The sequence below is a fragment of the Neobacillus piezotolerans genome, assembly GCF_003362805.1.
Lineage (GTDB): Bacteria > Bacillota > Bacilli > Bacillales > Cytobacillaceae > Bacillus_D > Bacillus_D piezotolerans.
The window spans coordinates 1-17,662 of record NZ_QNQT01000017.1 but is presented as its reverse complement, the minus strand read 5'-3'; the positions used below and the strand labels follow the sequence as shown (position 1 = coordinate 17,662).

General features: G+C 47.2%; 20 protein-coding genes and 9 tRNA genes. 27 read left to right on the top strand and 2 right to left on the bottom strand.

Translation table 11 applies throughout. The features are described 5' to 3' along the window. The first annotated feature begins 113 nt into the window (after positions 1-113). From uvsE to DRW41_RS21205, 3 genes are all read left to right on the top strand, one after another. The gene (gene uvsE / locus DRW41_RS21215) at positions 114-1,079 is read left to right on the top strand and encodes a UV DNA damage repair endonuclease UvsE (protein ID WP_115454019.1); all 966 of its coding nucleotides are present in this window, start codon (positions 114-116) and stop codon (positions 1,077-1,079) included. Positions 1,080-1,154: 75 nt separating this feature from the next. Further along, the gene (locus DRW41_RS21210) at positions 1,155-1,634 is read left to right on the top strand and encodes a PH domain-containing protein (RefSeq protein ID WP_115454018.1); all 480 of its coding nucleotides are present in this window, start codon (positions 1,155-1,157) and stop codon (positions 1,632-1,634) included. Further along, positions 1,627-3,066, top strand: coding sequence for a PH domain-containing protein (locus DRW41_RS21205; RefSeq protein ID WP_245959519.1), 1,440 nt, complete (start codon positions 1,627-1,629; stop codon positions 3,064-3,066). The genes DRW41_RS21210 and DRW41_RS21205 overlap by 8 nt, the downstream gene beginning before the upstream one ends. A 36-nt stretch (positions 3,067-3,102) precedes the next feature. On the opposite strand, the gene DRW41_RS21200 is transcribed toward DRW41_RS21205, so the two are convergent. Then, positions 3,103-3,687 (bottom strand): rhomboid family intramembrane serine protease, encoded by a 585-nt coding sequence (locus tag DRW41_RS21200; protein ID WP_181884663.1) that lies wholly within the window; start codon positions 3,685-3,687, stop codon positions 3,103-3,105. A 118-nt stretch (positions 3,688-3,805) separates the two neighbouring features. On the opposite strand from DRW41_RS21200, the gene acpS reads away from it, so the two are divergent. From acpS to DRW41_RS21130, 14 genes are all read left to right on the top strand, one after another. Next, positions 3,806-4,159, top strand: coding sequence for a holo-ACP synthase (acpS, locus tag DRW41_RS21195; RefSeq protein WP_115454016.1), 354 nt, complete (start codon positions 3,806-3,808; stop codon positions 4,157-4,159). A gap of 172 nt (positions 4,160-4,331) precedes the next feature. Continuing rightward, positions 4,332-5,354 carry a LolA family protein gene (locus tag DRW41_RS21190; protein ID WP_115454015.1) on the top strand — a complete coding sequence of 341 codons (1,023 nt, stop codon included), beginning with the start codon at positions 4,332-4,334 and terminating at the stop codon, positions 5,352-5,354. A 272-nt stretch (positions 5,355-5,626) separates the two neighbouring features. Further along, positions 5,627-6,787, top strand: a complete 1,161-nt coding sequence (gene alr, locus DRW41_RS21185) for an alanine racemase (RefSeq protein ID WP_115454014.1) — start codon at positions 5,627-5,629, stop codon at positions 6,785-6,787. Positions 6,788-7,011: 224 nt separating this feature from the next. Continuing rightward, positions 7,012-7,293, top strand: a complete 282-nt coding sequence (locus tag DRW41_RS21180; protein WP_053364852.1) for a CopG family ribbon-helix-helix protein — start codon at positions 7,012-7,014, stop codon at positions 7,291-7,293. A 4-nt stretch (positions 7,294-7,297) separates the two neighbouring features. Beyond that, a complete protein-coding gene (gene ndoA / locus DRW41_RS21175) occupies positions 7,298-7,648 on the top strand; it encodes a type II toxin-antitoxin system endoribonuclease NdoA (protein ID WP_019156408.1) in 351 nt (116 codons plus the stop codon). A 325-nt stretch (positions 7,649-7,973) separates the two neighbouring features. Continuing rightward, on the top strand, positions 7,974-8,807 hold the full coding sequence (rsbRA, locus tag DRW41_RS21170; protein WP_115454013.1) for an RsbT co-antagonist protein RsbRA: 834 nt from the start codon (positions 7,974-7,976) through the stop codon (positions 8,805-8,807). A 2-nt stretch (positions 8,808-8,809) separates the two neighbouring features. Then, a complete protein-coding gene (locus DRW41_RS21165; RefSeq protein WP_027324001.1) occupies positions 8,810-9,166 on the top strand; it encodes an STAS domain-containing protein in 357 nt (118 codons plus the stop codon). A 4-nt stretch (positions 9,167-9,170) separates the two neighbouring features. Beyond that, on the top strand, positions 9,171-9,572 hold the full coding sequence (locus tag DRW41_RS21160; RefSeq protein WP_115454012.1) for an anti-sigma regulatory factor: 402 nt from the start codon (positions 9,171-9,173) through the stop codon (positions 9,570-9,572). A gap of 11 nt (positions 9,573-9,583) precedes the next feature. Beyond that, a complete protein-coding gene (locus DRW41_RS21155) occupies positions 9,584-10,594 on the top strand; it encodes a PP2C family protein-serine/threonine phosphatase (RefSeq protein WP_115454011.1) in 1,011 nt (336 codons plus the stop codon). A 60-nt stretch (positions 10,595-10,654) separates the two neighbouring features. Then, entirely contained in the window at positions 10,655-10,987 is a 333-nt protein-coding gene (locus DRW41_RS21150) for an anti-sigma factor antagonist (RefSeq protein ID WP_115454010.1), read from the top strand. Next, positions 10,984-11,457 (top strand): anti-sigma B factor RsbW, encoded by a 474-nt coding sequence (gene rsbW / locus DRW41_RS21145; RefSeq protein WP_115454009.1) that lies wholly within the window; start codon positions 10,984-10,986, stop codon positions 11,455-11,457. Before DRW41_RS21150 ends, rsbW begins: the two co-directional genes overlap by 4 nt. Beyond that, complete coding sequence (sigB, locus tag DRW41_RS21140) at positions 11,435-12,229, top strand: RNA polymerase sigma factor SigB (protein WP_115454008.1); 795 nt, start codon at positions 11,435-11,437, stop codon at positions 12,227-12,229. Before rsbW ends, sigB begins: the two co-directional genes overlap by 23 nt. Beyond that, entirely contained in the window at positions 12,226-12,822 is a 597-nt protein-coding gene (locus DRW41_RS21135; RefSeq protein ID WP_115454007.1) for a PP2C family serine/threonine-protein phosphatase, read from the top strand. Before sigB ends, DRW41_RS21135 begins: the two co-directional genes overlap by 4 nt. Positions 12,823-12,996: 174 nt before the next feature. After that, entirely contained in the window at positions 12,997-15,174 is a 2,178-nt protein-coding gene (locus DRW41_RS21130) for a Tex family protein (RefSeq protein ID WP_439330894.1), read from the top strand. A 122-nt stretch (positions 15,175-15,296) separates the two neighbouring features. Here the strand turns inward: DRW41_RS21130 and cmpA are convergent, their stop codons facing one another. Continuing rightward, on the bottom strand, positions 15,297-15,410 hold the full coding sequence (cmpA, locus tag DRW41_RS21125) for a cortex morphogenetic protein CmpA (protein ID WP_115454005.1): 114 nt from the start codon (positions 15,408-15,410) through the stop codon (positions 15,297-15,299). Between the two features lie 88 nt (positions 15,411-15,498). Here cmpA and DRW41_RS21120 point away from each other — a divergent pair, with 88 nt between their 5' ends. From DRW41_RS21120 to DRW41_RS21075, 10 genes are all read left to right on the top strand, one after another. Next, positions 15,499-15,969 carry a SprT family protein gene (locus DRW41_RS21120; protein ID WP_115454004.1) on the top strand — a complete coding sequence of 157 codons (471 nt, stop codon included), beginning with the start codon at positions 15,499-15,501 and terminating at the stop codon, positions 15,967-15,969. A gap of 606 nt (positions 15,970-16,575) precedes the next feature. Next, a tRNA-Asn gene (locus DRW41_RS21115) sits at positions 16,576-16,650 on the top strand. An 8-nt stretch (positions 16,651-16,658) separates the two neighbouring features. Beyond that, positions 16,659-16,746: transfer RNA gene (locus DRW41_RS21110), tRNA-Ser, on the top strand. Between the two features lie 18 nt (positions 16,747-16,764). Next, positions 16,765-16,836 (top strand) — tRNA-Glu (locus DRW41_RS21105). 11 nt (positions 16,837-16,847) lie between these two features. After that, positions 16,848-16,922: transfer RNA gene (locus tag DRW41_RS21100), tRNA-Gln, on the top strand. Positions 16,923-17,062: 140 nt separating this feature from the next. After that, positions 17,063-17,138, top strand: a tRNA-Lys gene (locus DRW41_RS21095). Between the two features lie 8 nt (positions 17,139-17,146). Then, positions 17,147-17,231: transfer RNA gene (locus DRW41_RS21090), tRNA-Leu, on the top strand. A 65-nt stretch (positions 17,232-17,296) separates the two neighbouring features. Continuing rightward, positions 17,297-17,382: transfer RNA gene (locus tag DRW41_RS21085), tRNA-Leu, on the top strand. Positions 17,383-17,442: 60 nt separating this feature from the next. After that, positions 17,443-17,519, top strand: a tRNA-Arg gene (locus DRW41_RS21080). A 5-nt stretch (positions 17,520-17,524) separates the two neighbouring features. Further along, a tRNA-Pro gene (locus DRW41_RS21075) sits at positions 17,525-17,601 on the top strand. Positions 17,602-17,662 lie beyond the last annotated feature (61 nt).

The following is a 17,662-nucleotide window of genomic DNA, read 5'->3' as shown; positions in this document are numbered from 1 at the left end:
CAGGGTCCCGTTTTTTGGGAGCCTGTGTTTTTTGTTTCCAGTTTCTTTTGGGAGAGCGGATTTCAGTTTTTGCGGCCAAAATAATAGTAACCATTATATTGGAGGGTTGTGAAATGACGGTAGTCAGGCTTGGATATGTCGCGATGAGCACGCTTGTTAAGCACTGCTCCCCATCACAGACCATGACGTTCGCCCAATTCAAGCGGCTTAAAGACAGGGAAGCCGCAATCCGGAAGCTGGAACGGATTGCCCTTTCCAACCTTGCGAATTGCCTCCGGCTGCTTCGGCATAATTTGGCTAATGACATCCGCTTTTTCCGGTTTAGCTCGCGGCTCATTCCACTCGCGAACCATGAGGAATTAACCGATTGGGATTACATATCCCCACTTGAGGAGGGGTTTAAGGATATTGCGGCCTTTTTGAGGGAGCACCCGGCCCGTATCGATTTCCATCCGGACCATTTTGTCGTCCTGAATACGAATAAGCAGGATATTCTAAAAACGACCATCCAGACACTTTCGATGCATTACCGTATGTTAAAGGAAATGGGCATCCCCCCTTTGCACCGCTGTGTCATCCACATTGGCGGGGGGTATAAAGATAAAGAAAAAGCATTGGAAATGTTCATTCACAATTGGGGTTATCTCCCGAGGAAATTGCAGGAAATGATTATGCTTGAAAATGATGATACGACCTTTACCATAAAAGAGGCCCTATATTTGTGTGAAAAGCTGGGCATCCCTTGTGTTTTTGATTACCATCACCACCTGGCCCATAATGGCGGCGAGGGATGGGAGGAAGAGTGGGAGAGGGTGGTGCGCACATGGTCATTTTCACCCCTCCCCATTAAAATGCATATTTCGAGCCCAAAGTCAGAAAAAGAGTTCAGGGCCCACGCGGGGTATATCGATTCCCGGATGTTCCTGGAATTTTTGCGGAAAGTAAAAGGGTCGGTGCCTGAGATCGATTGTATGATAGAGGCCAAGGAAAAAGATGCCGCCTTGTTCAAGCTTATGAAGGATTTAAGGAAAGAGGCTTCGATTGAAATCATCGATCAGGCTTCATTCAGGATCAAGTAGTCCATCTTCCGGATGCAGCCCGGCGATTCCTTCGGTATACTGAAGGCAGAAGAAGAAGGGAATCGGAGGATAAAGATGATTTCACTGCCGGAAAATCGAATTTCGCGCAAGGCGCTCATTGTTTGGCGCATATCCGGAGCGCTTGGCACATTGTTCGTCTGGGTTCCAGCGGCCTTCGTTGCCGTTCTTTCTCGTATATTTGGATGGCCGCTTTGGATTCCCGCAACACTCTGCCTGATTGCGCTGACAGCCACTGTTTTTATGGTTTTGGTGTTGCCGCCTTTAAGATGGAAGCGTTGGCGCTATGAAGTAAGGGAGCAGGAGATCGAGCTCCAGTACGGGATATTTGTCATCAGGCGATCTCTTGTTCCAATGGCGAGAATTCAGCACGTCGAAACATTCCAAGGGCCAATTTTACGCAGGTATGGGCTCTCCACTGTGATGGTATCCACGGCAGCCACGATTCATGAAATACCAGCCGTTGAAGAAGAGGAAGCGGAATCATTAAGGATGAAAATTTCAAGGCTAGCAAGGGTGGCGGAAGATGATGTTTGAACCGAAGAGGCTTCATCCCGTCGCTGCCGCAGTCAACGCCATCAGGCAAATAAAAGGATTGATTGTCCCGTTCGCGGCTTTCCTCTTTTTAGGGTCAAAGTCCGAGCTTGATGTTTTTTATTATTCCGCCGCTGTCTTGGGCGTTATTACGGCTCTGATAGCAGGCGTTTTATCGTGGTTTCGTTTTACCTATAGGGTGGAAGGGAATGAACTCCGGCTTGAGTATGGGGTCTTCGTTAGGAAGAAAAGATACATACCATTGGAAAGAATTCAAAGCGTGGATCGGACAGAAGGGATTTTGCAGCGCCCGTTCGGCCTTGTACAAATAAAAATAGAGACGGCGGGAGGCGGAGCCGGAATGGAGGGCTCCGAGGCTGTACTGTCGGCAATCACAAAACAGGATGCCGCGCTCCTGGAGGAAGCCATCGCGGCCGGAAAGGCGGATAAAGCCATCACCAAAGACCTGGCAGGTTTCCAGGAGGTTAGAGGGGCAATTTATACAATGCCCCTATCAAGCCTGTTCCTCATGGGTTCCACTTCGGGGGGAGCGGGTGTGGTCATTTCAGCTTTGCTTGCCTTCTTCTTTCAATTCGAAGAATTCATTCCATATAAAAGGGTTTTTAAAAGCTTTGAGCAGCTTGCTTCAAATGGAGCGGTTTTTATCAGTATCCTTGTATTCTTCTCCTTGCTCGCCGCCTGGTTTTTGGCAATCGCGGGGATGATGGTGAAGTATGGGAATTACTCGATTATGAAAACGGAAGAGGAGTTGATTGTTTTGCGGGGGCTTTTGGAAAAAAAGAAAATAACCATCCCGCTTAAACGGATCCAGGCCGTGCGGATTACACAAAATCCGCTCAGGGAGCTCCTTGGGTATGCCGCTGTCCACGTCGATAGCGCCGGAGGATCTGTCCTTGATAAAAACAGTTCCCGGATCATGCTCCTGCCGCTTGTAAAACTTGAACAAATTGAAGAGATATTCGCTGGGCATCTGCTGAATTATGAGTTTAACACAAATCTTACCCCGCTCCCCGGCAGGTCGTTAAAAAGATATTTGTTTCGGTACTTGATTTTTACTATACCGCCCGCCGGAATTGTGGCTGGTTTTTTCCAGCCGTGGGGAAGTCTCGCTCTGCTTGTGCCAGCCGTCTCGGCAATCTTAGCGTATGCCAGGTTTAGGGCCGCTGGCTGGGGAATAAAAGGTGAACAGCTTTCCCTTAGGAAGAGAATTTTGGGTACCACAACAGTGTATATCCAAAAAAATAAAATCCAATCAATTGACATAAAAGAAAACTATTTTCAAAGGAGAATGAAACTCGCCAGGATTGATGCTTTTACCAAGTCCGGCTCCGGAGTTGCCGGGGGCATGGTACTGGACATCGAATTGGCGGACGCCATGGAGATTTACAGGTGGTACTCCCGTTCAACTGAATAAACAGGTGAACCAATCAGGGGGCTCGTGCTGTTTCCGTTATTTGCGGCCCATGCCCGCACCAAGCAGGAACCCCGCCAAAAGCCCGAAAAGATGGGCGGTAATATTGATGTTAGGCTGTAGAAAAGTCATGACGACACTGATGGCGGCTATTGTGAGGATCAACTGGCTGTCTTGGCGGGACATCCCTTTTTTTCGAAGCAAAACAATCGCGATATAATAACCGAACAATCCGAAGATAGCCCCGCTCGACCCAACATGGCTGAAGGTCATCGGTTCAAGAATATAAGTCGCGAAATTGGCCGCGATGCCGGATACGAAATAGACGGCCAAAAACTTCACGCCGCCAAGCATTTTCTCGAGGCCAGGGCCAAAAAGGACAAGCGAAAAGCTGTTGAACAGCACATGGGAAAATCCTGCATGCATGAATATTGGGGTGACAAGCCTCCAAAGTTCCCCCTCGGCGATATAAAGATTTACCCCTGTAAAGGTTGAAATGAACCAATAGTTTGGAAAAATAGGAAGAATGGTCGCCAGATAAAAAAATAGATTGATGGCGACAATTGCAGATACAAGCGGATAATAACGGATGAATTGGCCAAAGCTTTCGGTTCTCGTAAACATGGGGCTCCTCCTATGCGTGCAAAATTATGCGATACTATCATCTTAGCCGGAAGTCGCATGCAAATCCATTCAGGTAAATCGTATGCTTGCAAATTAGCTGTTAGAAGGAAGTTGGACAATGATAAAAGGGATTGGAATCGATTTAATTGAAATTGGCCGGATCAAGGAACTTATTGAAAGGCAAGAGCGTTTTCCCGGCCGTGTATTGGCCGGCAGGGAGAATGAGGAGTACAGCTTATTGCCGACAAGAAGAAGGGCTGAATACCTGGCGGGCAGGTTCGCGGCGAAAGAGGCTTTTGCCAAAGCTCTCGGAACCGGCATTGGCGCCTCGCTATCTTTCCAGGATATCGAGGTAGGAAAAGACGAACTTGGAAAACCGTATTTCGTCCGCCCGGAAAAGGTGAAGGCCCACTTATCCATCACCCATACAAAAGAATATGCGGCTGCGCATGTTGTCATCGAGGAGAGCTGAATTCGCTCTTCTTTTTTTGCTTCCTAAATGGGTATCCCATAATTCAATCCATTCGTTAACATATTGTCCATGGTTGTCTCATATATTCGTAATGACACGGGGAAGACAGGCAGCAGGGCGACCGGATGCCGCTTTCCAAAACGATGATATGAGAAAAGAAGGGGTTGAAGGAATGAGGAAAAAGGTATTGCTCGTTATTGCCGGGTTGCTGGCTGTTTTGGCCCTGTCCGCCTGTGGTCCGAAATCGCAGGAGTCCGTCCGGGAGCAGCTTGCGGGTAAACTGGAAAAGCTGTCGGGGTATAAAGCAAATGCAACCATGACACTATCAATGGGTGCCAAGCCGCAAGTGTATAAAGTGGAAATTTGGCATAAAGATCCCACCTATTATCGTGTAAATCTGAAAAATGCCAAAAAGGACCAAAGCCAGATGATTCTCAGAAATGACGATGGGGTTTTTGTCCTAACGCCGGCGTTGAAGAAAAGCTTCAAATTCCAAAGCGACTGGCCAAAAAACAGCAGCCAGGCCTACCTGTATGAATCACTCATAAAGGATATAGTAGCCGATAAAGAAGCGAAATTCTCATCCACAAAGGAATACTATGTGTTTGAAACTAAGACCCGGTATCAAAACAACCATATGCTTCCAACACAGGAAATCAAATTGAATAAAAAGGATCTTTCACCCGCAATGGTCAGGGTCATGGACTCAGACAGGAACGCACTTGTAACGGTTGAATTTTCCAAAGTGAAATTGAATGCCAGCTTTAACAAGGATGATTTCGAAATGAAGAAAAATATGACAAGGGCTCAGCTTGGAACGCCTGTAATGGCTGAAGCGGGCAAGCAGGACACCTCCTTTACAGTAAAATACCCAGCTAAAGACATTGAAGGAGTTTCCCTTCAAAAGGAAAAAGAGGTTGCGATCGAGGATGGAAGAAGGGTCATTTTAACATACGGCGGAGCCAAAACGTTTACGCTAGTCCAGGAAAAAAGGATTGCTGAACCTGCTTTGGCATCGTACCCAATGGAAGTAAACGGCGAACCGGTCGACCTCGGCTTTACGATCGGAGCGATTACAAACCACTCGCTGACCTGGACCCAGGACGGCGTCGACTATATGATAGCCTCCAATGATCTGACAATGGATGAAATGGCTTCCATTGCGAGGACAGTGGAGGGTGAAATGTCAAAATAAGAAACTACCCGATTGTTGCAGGCGGGCCCGGTAATGGGTCCGCTTTTTGCATTCATGATAATGCATGAAATTTGTCCAGTTGCGCAAGGTATGATTTGGCAACATTACATTGAAAGAAGGAAATGCGTTTTTCTTTTCCAACGGGCGCCTGCGCTTTTCTTTCTGGAAGGATTGGCTGAAGATACCATTCCTTTTTTTTAAGGAGGCAGGCCCCCTTTATGATAAAATGATTTAATTAGAAAAAACGAATCGATTGCCAGGGAAGTGACGGAATGGAAAAGGAAGGCCTTTTCTACAGGGATACATGGGCCGAAATTGATTTGGGCCACATCGAACAAAATATCTTATCAGTCAGGGGTCTTTTACCAAAAGGGGTTAAGGTCATTGCTGTCGTAAAAGCCAACGCATATGGGCATGGCGGTGTGGAAGTCGCGGAAACCGCACTCGCCGCCGGAGCGGAATATTTGGCCGTTGCCTTTTTGGACGAGGCCCTGGCTTTAAGGAAAAAAGGGATTGACGCCCCGATTTTAATCCTTGGGGCGACAAGGCCGGAAGACGTCAAAGTGGCCGCCGCGAACCGGTTGACGGTCACAGCCTTCAGTTTTGATTGGCTCAATGAAGCCTCGGACCATCTCGGTGAATATGATCTATCCATTCATCTAAAAGTGGATACGGGGATGGGGCGGATCGGCTTCAGGGAGGAAGGAGATTTGAAAACCGCGGAATCGTTCATCCAAAATGATGAAAGGTTCAAGCTTGAAGGGGCATATACCCACTTTGCAACAGCGGATGAAACCGGTACGGACTATTTCCATTATCAGCTCGAGGAATTCGAACGTTTACTCGGCGTGCTTAGCGTGCGCCCGAGCCTCATCCATGCAAGCAATAGTGCAGCGGCAATCAGGTTCCCTGAAGCTAGGTTCAATGCAATCAGGTTAGGTATTGCAATGTACGGGCTCTCCCCCTCTCCTGAAATGAAACCCGAGGTGCCTGGAAACCTGAAAGAAGCATTTTCGCTCCACTCGCGGATCGTCCAAATCAAGAAACTGAAAAAAGGCGAAAAAGTCAGCTATGGCGCAACATATGAAGCGCCTGGCGATGAATGGATTGCGACGATACCGATTGGCTACGCCGATGGATGGATCAGGAAGCTTCAAGGCCAGGAAGTCCTTGTCGGAGGGAAGAGGTCGCCGATTGTCGGCCGGATTTGCATGGACCAATGCATGGTCAGGCTGGAGGAATATGCGCCGCCTGGCACGGAGGTCATATTGATTGGGAGGCAGGGAGAAGAATTTGTCGGAATAGACGAAATCGCAAGCAACCTTGAAACAATCAACTATGAAATTCCGTGCATCATTTCAAACAGGGTCCCTCGCCTGTATAAAAAAGACGGGGAAATGCTAGGGCTTCGAAACAATTTGTTGGCGAATTAATGGATTAAAACCGAAATTTTTTGCCAATACTACATGTTGATTACGGAATTGGCTTTGCAAGCCCAGCAAATCATGGTATTATTAAAACTGGTAGAAAATATGGCAACTTCTTGTCCAGCTCAAAGCCGGCAAGGATAAAAATGCCTATTAAAAAAGAGAAATGGCTTTTCCCGCTATTAGTAGCGGAATAAACGGTCTTTAAAGTGATGGTGGAGGTGTAGCTTGTGTCAGAGACTGGCGCAACAACGGAAATCCTGGTAAAATTGCCGCAACATCTTTTAACCGAGTTGGACGGAATCGTAAAGCTTGAGAATGTGAACCGCAGCGAATTTATTTACCAGGCAACAAAGGCTTATTTACGCGAAAAGAAAAAGAGACAGATTCGCGAAGCCATGAGGCGGGGCTACATGGAAATGGCCAAAATCAACTTGACGATTGCATCGGAAGCATTCCTCGCAGAATATGAGGCGGAACACACTGTTGAACGTCTTGTAAGCGGAGGATAATCCTTTGATTGTTAAACGTGGTGACGTTTATTTTGCGGACCTATCCCCGGTTGTTGGTTCCGAACAAGGCGGCGTCCGGCCTGTACTTGTCATCCAGAACGACATCGGGAATCGGTTTAGTCCCACAGTAATCATTGCGGCGATCACGGCGCAAATCCAAAAGGCAAAGCTGCCAACCCATGTTGAAATCGATGCGAAGCGTTATGGTTTTGAACGGGATTCAGTCATCCTGCTGGAACAGATCCGTACAATCGATAAACAGAGACTGACGGATAAGATTACCCATCTTGATGACGAGATGATGGAAAAAGTGGATGAAGCTTTGCAGATTAGCCTGGGTCTTATCGAGTTTTAACCAACTACGCTCTTTATGGGCGTATTCTACATAACCACCTCATATGAACATTCTGATTCAGGCAGGCTCCACAGAGGGGGCCTGCCTTTTTATTTTTTTGAAAATAACGGTTTAACCCGGGTTTAATTTGGGTAAATAACATAGTCGTTGAGAATTTATTGGTACGCGTAATAAAACAGATAGTTTGGAATTGACTGTTTATAATTGTTATCATTTAATTGAGATAAGATAGAGATATTTGAAGGTTTTTTGACAAATTAAAACGAATATGGCTTTTTAGGACAAAATATAAAAGAGAAGCGTCCCGAAAAGATGGGGAGGACTAATGGAGAACCTAATATTGGACTATGTGAGAGCACAAAAGAGCGAGCTTGCAAATGAATGGACCGAAAGGATGAAGACCGAAGCGGACGAGCGGGTGTTAAAGCTTGTATCCGAACAAGTCTTTAACGGGACAAGCTCTGAGTTTATCGATCTCATTGGCTCAAGCCTTGGGGGTTCGAAAGATGAGTTTCGCGCAAAGCTGAGCGAATTTGCCGAAAAAGTGGTAAGGCTTGGCTGGCCGCTTCATTTTGTCATAGAAGGCGTCAGGACATTCAGCAAAATGGTTTTTGAAGGCATGCAGAAAAAAGGCTATGTCACCGATGAAAACCAGATGGCTGTTGTCTATGCGTTTGACCGCTGGATCAGCCCGCTGCAAAACGAAGTGGTCGATATTTATTCAAGGACCTGGGAGAGGACCGTTTCGCTTCAGAAAATCGCCCTCCAGGAACTGTCGGCGCCGCTGATTCCTGTCTTTGAGAAAATTACGGTTATGCCGTTGGTAGGAACCATCGACACGGAACGCGCCAAGCAGATTATGGAAAACCTTTTGACAGGCGTGGTCAAGCACGGATCCGAAGTAGTGTTGATCGATATAACAGGGGTGCCGGTTGTCGATACGATGGTCGCCCACCATATAATCCAGGCTGCCGAGGCCGTGCGCCTCGTTGGCGCGAAATGCATGCTTGTCGGCATCAGGCCCGAGATTGCGCAAACCATCGTCAACCTTGGGATTGACCTTAATCAATTCACCACTAAAAATACATTAAAAAAAGGCGTTGAAGCCGCCCTGGAATTGACCAATCGGAAAATTATAAAGGTGGAGGGTGCAAAATGAGAATGAGAATACCTATTTTAAAGCTGCACGATTGCTTGCTTGTTTCCATTCAATGGGAGTTGGACGATCAGACAGCCCTCCAATTTCAGGAGGATTTGCTCCATAAAATCCACGAAACGAGCGCCAATGGGGTTGTTATAGATATTACCTCGATCGATTTTATCGACTCCTTTATCGCCAAGGTGCTTGGCGATGTCATTAGCATGTCCAAACTGATGGGAGCCAAGGTCGTTATTACGGGGATCCAGCCTGCGGTTGCAATTACGCTGATTGAACTGGGAATTGGATTGGAAGATGTCCTAACGGCATTAGACTTAGAAAAAGGTTTGGAGAAATTACAACAGGAATTGGGGGATTAGCTAAATGAGCATCCAATCCTGTGTAAAGATCCTAAATGAGTGGGACATTGTGGCTGCCCGCCAGCTAGGCCGCAATGTTGCCAAAGAGCTTGGGTTCGGCACGGTGGACCAGGCAAGAATTACAACCGCAATAAGTGAGCTGGCTAGAAATATTTACTTATATGCAGGCCAAGGGCAAATTTGCATAGAGAAGATTTATGATGGCCCGAAATCAGGCCTTAAGGTAATTGCTGTGGACAGCGGTCCCGGCATCAATGATATCAGGCAGGTTATGGAGGACGGCTTTTCGACTTCCGGTGGCCTTGGAGCTGGCCTTCCTGGAGTGAAACGGCTAATGGATGAATTCGACATCCTCTCTTCGCCTGGAAAGGGAACGGATATTAGAGCAGTGAAATGGCTCCGTTAGGGGGAAGAATGATGGATTTGCGGGAAAGAATGGAATCGAAGTACCGAGAAATTTTAATCGACTACCTGAATGACCAATCCGAGCAAACCTTGTACCAAGGGCAGAAGTTTAGCAGGGAACTGATAGAGAAGAAAATTTCCCCCGAGGAAATCGTAAGCCTTCACAAAAGCCTCTTGCTTGACCTTTATCCCAGCGTACCTGAAAGTGTAATCCATTCTTTTGACGTCCTTTTAGAAGTAATGGTCGGTTACGGGCTTGCCTACAGGGAACACCAAAGCCTAAGAAACAAGCAAATGGAATACCGAACCGAAATGGAAATAGCTGCGAATGTCCAGCAAACACTCCTAGGAACTTCCATTCCGGAAGTAGAAGGGATGGATATCGGGGCGATCAGCGTTCCGGCAAGGCACATGAACGGCGATTATTTCCACTTTGTCGAGGATGACAACCATTGCGTGAACGTTGCGATAGCCGATGTCATCGGAAAGGGAATCCCGGCCGCGCTGTGCATGTCGATGATTAAATATGCGATGGACAGCCTACCGGAAAACAGGCATGCGCCGCATATGGTTCTTGAAAGCCTGAACAGGGTCGTTGAACAAAACGTGGATCCAAGTATGTTCATCACGATGTTTTACGGAATGTACAATCCAGGCAATCATATTTTTTATTATTCCTCAGCCGGACATGAACCGGGATTTTACTATAATGCCGAAACAGCCGAATTTACGGAAATGGAAGCGAAGGGACTTCTTTTGGGCATTGACAAAAAAACGAAGTATCAGCAGTTTGAACGCCATATCAATCCGGGTGATATGATCATCCTGATGTCGGATGGAGTGACGGAATGCCGGACGGAAGAGGGATTCCTTGAAAGGGATGCCCTTATTGGCTATATCCGGAAGTATATCCATCTAAATGCGCAGGAAATCGTGAACAATATTTACAAAGACCTTGAAAGGCTCCAGGATTTCCAATTAAGGGATGATTTTACTCTGATTATCCTGAAAAGGAGCGTTTAACAGCCGCGAAAACGGGTAAAGTGACTAAGCGGTAAGTAAATAGACAAGGGGTGGGTCAATGTGGACATCAAATTAGATGTGAACGAATCCAATGATTTTGTTGAAATATATGTGAACGGTGAGATAGACGCCTACACAGCTCCAAAGCTCCGTGAAGCGGTTTTCCCGCTTTCGGAAAAAGAAGGAGTCAAAATGGTAATCGACCTTTCCGAGGTATCCTATATGGACAGTACGGGCCTTGGGGTCATCGTCGGGGTATTCAAATCGGTCCGCGGCCACAACGGCGAATTCAAGCTGGTCGGGCTTTCGGAACGGTTAATCAGACTTTTTGAAATTACAGGTCTGGCTGACATCATAGATATCAACAGCCAGATAGAGGGTGGAGTGCAATGAGCCAGGCGTTTGACTATATTGAAATGAGAATCCCGGCTAAGCCCGAATATGTAGGAGTCATTCGCCTTACACTTTCCGGCATTGCAAGCCGGATGGGGTTTTCATACGATGATTTGGAAGATTTGAAGATAGCAACAAGTGAAGCGTGTACCAATGCGGTCCAGCATGCATACAAAAACAAGGACCATGGCGAAGTGATTGTCGGTTTCGGCCTTTACGCGGACCGGCTTGAAGTGATGGTTGCTGACAACGGGCAAAGTTTTGACTTCGAATCTGCCAGGCAGGGCCTTGGCCGTTATGAAGACAATGATTCCGTGGAGTTTTTGCGTGAAGGAGGCTTAGGGCTTTACCTGATTGAAACGCTTATGGATGAAGTAAGGATTCACCATAAAGAAGGTGTTACGGTCTTTATGACAAAGTACCTCGAAGGAGAGCAGGTGGAGACGGATGTCGAAACAATCTCAACCTAACTCCTCAGGGAAACAGGAAATAAACGACCTCATCAAAGCGTATCAGCTCCATCAGGATGACTATGCCCAGGAGCAGCTGGTCCTTCACTATAAAAACCTTGTTGAAACAATCGCGCGTAAATATTCCAAAGGGCGTTCCTTCCATGAAGATATTTTTCAAGTAGGGATGATCGGCCTTCTTGGTGCAATCAGAAGATATGACGAATCGTTCGGGAAAAGTTTCGAAGCGTTCGCGGTACCGACCATCATCGGGGAAATAAAACGATTCCTGAGGGATAAGACATGGAGTGTCCATGTTCCAAGAAGGATCAAGGAGCTTGGCCCGAAAATCAAAACAACTGTCGAGGAACTAACCACCACGCTCCACCGTTCCCCAAAGGTAAATGAAATTGCTGAAGCCCTCGAGGTAACCGAGGAAGAAGTCCTTGAAGCGATGGAAATGGGTAAAAGCTACCAGGCGCTTTCTGTCGACCATTCGATCGAAGCGGATTCAGACGGAGGCACTGTCACCCTGCTTGATATCGTCGGCAGTGTGGACGAAGGATATGAAAAAATTAACCAGAGGCTTGTCCTTGAAAAAGTCCTCCATGTCCTGAATGACCGTGAAAAGAAAATCATCCAGTACACCTACCTGGAGAATATGAGCCAAAAGGATGCGGGCGATAAGCTCGGCATATCCCAAATGCATGTATCCCGCTTGCAGAGGCGGGCAATTAAAAAGCTTCAGGAAGCGATCCATGCGGAGGCCAATAACTCGGAGTGTCTTTCATGAACCATCTTGTAAAAAACAACATTGAGGTTTATGCGCATCAAACAGCCAAAGAAGGAAAAACCCAATGCGGGGACAGCTACTTCTTCATTGCAACCGATGAGTATTTCGTATGTGTGCTCGCCGACGGCCTTGGCAGCGGCCAATACGCCTATGAAGCATCGAATGCGGTGGTCCTGGCAGTGGAAGCAAACCACCATGAAGACGTAGAAACTTTAATGAAATTTTGCAACGATGCCCTTGCCAATAAAAGGGGAGCCGCGGTTTCCGTTCTAAAAGTCTATTTCCAAGCAAGGGAGTTTGTGTACAGCTGCGTAGGAAACATCCGCTTCTTTTTGTATTCCTCAAAAGGAAAGCTGACCTATCCGCTGCCAGTCACCGGCTACTTGTCTGGAAAACCGCAAACTTACCATACACAGCGCTTTTCCTATGACCCCCACTCCAAATTCCTGATTTTCTCGGATGGATATGACTTTCAGGGAGTGAAAGCCCTCCTAAAGGGCCTTTTCCCTGTCGCCATGATCGCCGACGAAATAATACGAAAATATCCAACGAAATCAGATGACGCGACATTCATCATCGGGAGCCTGCAATAATGCAGGCTCTTTTATTTTTTTAAAAATGGGCCCATGCCCATGGATGACCGGAACATTCCCTACACACTATTTTGCCATTTAGCGGCTGCCGCGATGTTTCTTCCAATCCCGATAGTTTGATACAATGGAAAAGGAAGCAAGAATGAGTGGAGGAATCGTTAAGTGAATGAAACAATCACAAAGCACGATGAATTTTCAAAACTAATTGCCAAGGAACAGAGCCTGTCGCTCAAGCAGGTCCAAAATGTCATGTCGCTCGTCAATGAAGGAAACACAGTCCCTTTCATCGCCCGTTATCGGAAAGAACAGACAGGCGCGCTTGATGAAGTTCAAATTCGCAACATCATGGAAAGATGGCAATACTTGCAAAGTCTCGGCCAGCGGAAGGAAGAAATCCTTCGCTCCATTTCTGAGCAGGGAAAACTCACTGGCGAATTGGCTAAACAAATAGAAATAGCAACAAAGCTCCAGGAGCTGGAGGATCTATATAGGCCGTACAAGCAAAAGCGCCGCACGAAGGCGACGGTCGCGAAGGAAAAGGGGCTTGAGCCATTGGCGGACTGGATTCTCACCTTTTCGGCCAATTCCGTTGAAGACAAGGCGAAAGAATTTATATCGGAAGAAAAGGATGTCCTCTCAATTGAAGATGCGATATCCGGAGCTAAGGATATAATAGCCGAACGCGTTTCGGATGATGCGGAAAGCAGGAAGTGGATCCGAAAAGAAACGTTCAAAACTGGCACGGTTGTCTCGGTAGCAAAGGACGCCGAAAAGGATGAAAAGAAAGTTTTTGAAATGTACTACGAATATGAAGAGCCTGTCAGTAAAATCGTCCCGCATCGAATCCTTGCCCTGAACCGTGGGGAAAAGGATGAAATTTTGCGCGTCGGGATTAAAACCGCGACTGATTCAATCATGAACTATCTAACAAGAAAATGGATTGTAAAACATCATTCCCCATCCGCCCCTGTGGCTGCGGAAGCAATTGAAGATGGCTACAAAAGGCTCATCCAGCCATCGATCGAGAGGGAAATCCGTAATGAGCTGACTGAAAAGGCCGAGGAGCAGGCCATACATATTTTTGCTGAAAACCTTCGGAAGTTGCTGCTTCAGCCGCCGCTGAAGGGAAAAGTGGTACTGGCAGTCGACCCTGCGTACCGGACAGGATGCAAGCTCGCTGCCATCGATGATACCGGCAAAGTGCTGAAAATCGATGTTATCTATCCTCATCCTCCAGTTTCAAAACGACGCGAAGCAAAAGATAAATTCACGGCAATTTTATCAGACTATGAAGTTGAGATGGTTGCAATCGGGAATGGGACAGCTTCAAGGGAAACAGAGCAATTTGTCGCGGATATTCTAAAAGAAGTGAACCGTGAAATATTCTATTTGATTGTCAATGAGGCTGGAGCAAGTGTATACTCCGCTTCGGACATTGCCCGGGAGGAATTCCCGCACTTGCAGGTAGAAGAGCGGAGTGCGGTTTCGATAGGAAGGCGTCTGCAGGACCCGCTGGCCGAGCTTGTGAAAATTGATCCTAAATCTGTTGGAGTCGGCCAGTACCAGCATGACGTTTCGCAAAAGAGGCTGTCGGAATCGCTCCATTTTGTCGTAGAAACGGCAGTTAACCAGGTTGGGGTGAATGTGAACACCGCTTCACCTTCGTTGCTCCAATATGTAGCCGGGCTTACAAAAACAACAGCCGCGAACATTGTAAAACAGCGGGAAGAAGAAGGGAAATTCGTCAGCCGTTCGCAATTGAAGAAAATCCCGCGCCTTGGCGCCAAGACGTATGAGCAGGCCATCGGATTCCTGCGCATCCTTGATGGGACAGATCCGCTTGATCGGACGGGCATCCATCCTGAAAATTACAGCGCGGTGAAAAAACTTCTTGCTAGCCAAGGCTTTACGACAAAAGACCTTGGAAGCGGAAGGCTGAAAGAAGCATTGGGGCAGCTTGATCACGGAAAAGCGGCTGAAGAACTTGCAATTGGGGAAATAACGTTGAAGGACATCATCGACGCACTCATCCGGCCTGAACGGGATCCCCGTGATGAACTGGATGCGCCACTCCTGAAAAAAGATGTGTTAAAACTCGAGGATTTACTGCCTGGAATGGAACTTCAGGGGACAGTAAGGAACGTTGTCGATTTTGGAGCCTTTGTAGATATCGGCGTTAAGCAGGATGGGCTTGTGCATATAAGCAAGCTAAGGAAGCAATTTGTCAAGCATCCCCTTGACATCGTTTCAGTCGGTGATGTCGTGACTGTGTGGGTTGATTCAGTCGATAAGCAAAAAGGCCGTGTCTCCCTAACGATGATCCAACCTGAAGCCGCGAAAGGGAATGAATAGGGATATGGCTTTGCGCCCATCACGGGAGTTGGCTATGTAGGAAGTACAACGCAAAACGGCGTGCCTGGAAACTCGGCACGTCTTTTTTAAAAGGAAAGGCGGGAGGGGAATCACTTGTTAGATTAGGAAGGATTCTTTTTTCGATAGAAGAACCAGCATTGGTTAAGCAGCTTAATCTGATATCGGTTTTTTTCGTAAAATGCCCGCCTCATCCTATTTTGAAACCATGTCGGCATTGAAGTCCACTCCCCGGGTACCATAATGTTTTTTCATTTTATGCTATAATAGGTTGTCATGTTCTACAGGGAGAGAGGTATATGGCCAATGGAAAACCAGGAGCTTCAGGAATTGACTGAAAAAATTTCACAAGAGCAATTTGGCCTGCCCTTCCTTCACAAAGCTGTTTTCAATCCCAGGCTGCGGACGACAGGCGGCCGGTATCTCCTGAAAAGCCATGACATTGAAATAAACAAACGTTATTTGGAACAGCTGGGGTATGAAGAAATGATCGGCATCATTAAACATGAATTATGCCACTACCACCTTCACCTCCGCGGAAAAGGATATAAGCATAGGGACGCGGATTTCAGGGCCCTGTTGAAAAAAGTAGGGGCGCCAAGATTCTGCGGCCAGCTTCCTGAAAGCGGGGCAACGAATAAAAGCAAGAAGATTATTGTCTATGAATGCTCGGGCTGCGGAATTGTTTTTAAAAGAAGGCGCAGCATAAATACAGCCAGATATGTGTGCGGAAAATGCAGGGGAAAACTGCGTAAAGTAAAAGAAAATGATGCCTGATAACGATGGCAGCATAGCCAAAAATTATCTATTTATCTTTCTTGACATTAAGGTGAGCCGTCATTATAATGGTAAGAGTCGACGGAAGGAACAACAAACTTCCTGGACGGTAAAACCCAGTCACAGCTGGCTTTGGCTTGCTTAGGCGGGGACACATAACGCAATCATTATGTATAGATCAATTTTATTATTCCGCAGTAGCTCAGTGGTAGAGACGAGCATCACTCACCTGAATAGGCTGCGAGTTGTACACGCCGATCCGCAGCTTGCATAGGCTTACTGAGGCGGGGACACAGAATGATAGCATTGTGTATAGATCAATTTTATTATTCCGCAGTAGCTCAGTGGTAGAGACGAGCATCACTCCCTGAATAAGCTGTGAGTTGTACACGCCGAGCCACAGCTTGCATAGGCTTACTGAGGCGGGGACACATAACGCAATCATTATGTATAGATCCATTTTATTATTCCGCAGTAGCTCAGTGGTAGAGACGAGCATCACTCCCTGAATAAGCTGTGAGTTGTACACGCCGAGCCACAGCTTGCATAGGCTTACTGAGGCGGGGACACATAACGCAATTATTATGTATAGATCAATTTTATTATTCCGCAGTAGCTCAGTGGTAGAGCAATCGGCTGTTAACCGATCGGTCGTAGGTTCGAGTCCTACCTGCGGAGCCATTAATTTTGGGGAAGTACTCCAGAGGCTGAAGAGGCGCCCCTGCTAAGGGTGTAGGTCGGGTAACCGGCGCGAGGGTTCAAATCCCTCCTTCTCCGTTCGGATTTTATAATAATGGCCCCTTGGTCAAGCGGTTAAGACACCGCCCTTTCACGGCGGTAACACGGGTTCGAATCCCGTAGGGGTCACTTTTATTCATTGGGCTATAGCCAAGCGGTAAGGCAACGGACTTTGACTCCGTCATTCGTTGGTTCGAATCCAGCTAGCCCAGCCATTTTTTAAAACGAGCCATTAGCTCAGTCGGTAGAGACGAGCAGCGCTTCTATGAATCCGCTGCGAGTTGCGGAGTGGAACGAAAGAACCACGGAGCACACGGCTAGATGCTTATAAGTTTTAGTGAACTATTCTTAATACGAGCCATTAGCTCAGTCGGTAGAGCATCTGACTTTTAATCAGAGGGTCGAAGGTTCGAGTCCTTCATGGCTCACCATTTAATATGCGGGCGTGGCGGAATTGGCAGACGCACCAGACTTAGGATCTGGCGCCGCGAGGCGTGGGGGCTCGACTCCCTTCACCCGCACCACAAAATACCAGTTGCGAAACTTAATAATGAGTGGTATGATTAATCTTGTCGCTGTTTTACAAAATGCGGTCGTGGCGGAATGGCAGACGCGCTAGGTTGAGGGCCTAGTGGGGGCAACCCCGTGGAGGTTCAAGTCCTCTCGGCCGCACCAAAAAAATGTTGACAAACAACATTGGTGCGTGTAATATTAATTAGGTCGTTTTCGAAATGTGCGCCCGTAGCTCAATTGGATAGAGCGTCTGACTACGGATCAGAAGGTTATGGGTTCGACTCCTTTCGGGCGCGCCATATTACGGGAAGTAGCTCAGCTTGGTAGAGCACTTGGTTTGGGACCAAGGGGTCGCAGGTTCGAATCCTGTCTTCCCGACCATTCGGGATATATTATATGCGGGTGTAGTTTAATGGTAAAACTCCAGCCTTCCAAGCTGATG

Coding starts and splice junctions, on each gene's coding strand:
- uvsE (WP_115454019.1), top strand. CDS start 114: ATGACGGTAGTCAGGCTTGGATATGTCGCGATGAGCACGCTTGTTAAG.
- DRW41_RS21210 (WP_115454018.1), top strand. CDS start 1,155: ATGATTTCACTGCCGGAAAATCGAATTTCGCGCAAGGCGCTCATTGTT.
- DRW41_RS21205 (WP_245959519.1), top strand. CDS start 1,627: ATGTTTGAACCGAAGAGGCTTCATCCCGTCGCTGCCGCAGTCAACGCC.
- DRW41_RS21200 (WP_181884663.1), bottom strand. CDS start 3,687: ATGTTTACGAGAACCGAAAGCTTTGGCCAATTCATCCGTTATTATCCG.
- acpS (WP_115454016.1), top strand. CDS start 3,806: ATGATAAAAGGGATTGGAATCGATTTAATTGAAATTGGCCGGATCAAG.
- DRW41_RS21190 (WP_115454015.1), top strand. CDS start 4,332: ATGAGGAAAAAGGTATTGCTCGTTATTGCCGGGTTGCTGGCTGTTTTG.
- alr (WP_115454014.1), top strand. CDS start 5,627: ATGGAAAAGGAAGGCCTTTTCTACAGGGATACATGGGCCGAAATTGAT.
- rsbRA (WP_115454013.1), top strand. CDS start 7,974: ATGGAGAACCTAATATTGGACTATGTGAGAGCACAAAAGAGCGAGCTT.
- DRW41_RS21165 (WP_027324001.1), top strand. CDS start 8,810: ATGAGAATACCTATTTTAAAGCTGCACGATTGCTTGCTTGTTTCCATT.
- DRW41_RS21160 (WP_115454012.1), top strand. CDS start 9,171: ATGAGCATCCAATCCTGTGTAAAGATCCTAAATGAGTGGGACATTGTG.
- DRW41_RS21155 (WP_115454011.1), top strand. CDS start 9,584: ATGGATTTGCGGGAAAGAATGGAATCGAAGTACCGAGAAATTTTAATC.
- rsbW (WP_115454009.1), top strand. CDS start 10,984: ATGAGCCAGGCGTTTGACTATATTGAAATGAGAATCCCGGCTAAGCCC.
- sigB (WP_115454008.1), top strand. CDS start 11,435: ATGTCGAAACAATCTCAACCTAACTCCTCAGGGAAACAGGAAATAAAC.
- DRW41_RS21135 (WP_115454007.1), top strand. CDS start 12,226: ATGAACCATCTTGTAAAAAACAACATTGAGGTTTATGCGCATCAAACA.
- cmpA (WP_115454005.1), bottom strand. CDS start 15,410: ATGCCGACATGGTTTCAAAATAGGATGAGGCGGGCATTTTACGAAAAA.
- DRW41_RS21120 (WP_115454004.1), top strand. CDS start 15,499: ATGGAAAACCAGGAGCTTCAGGAATTGACTGAAAAAATTTCACAAGAG.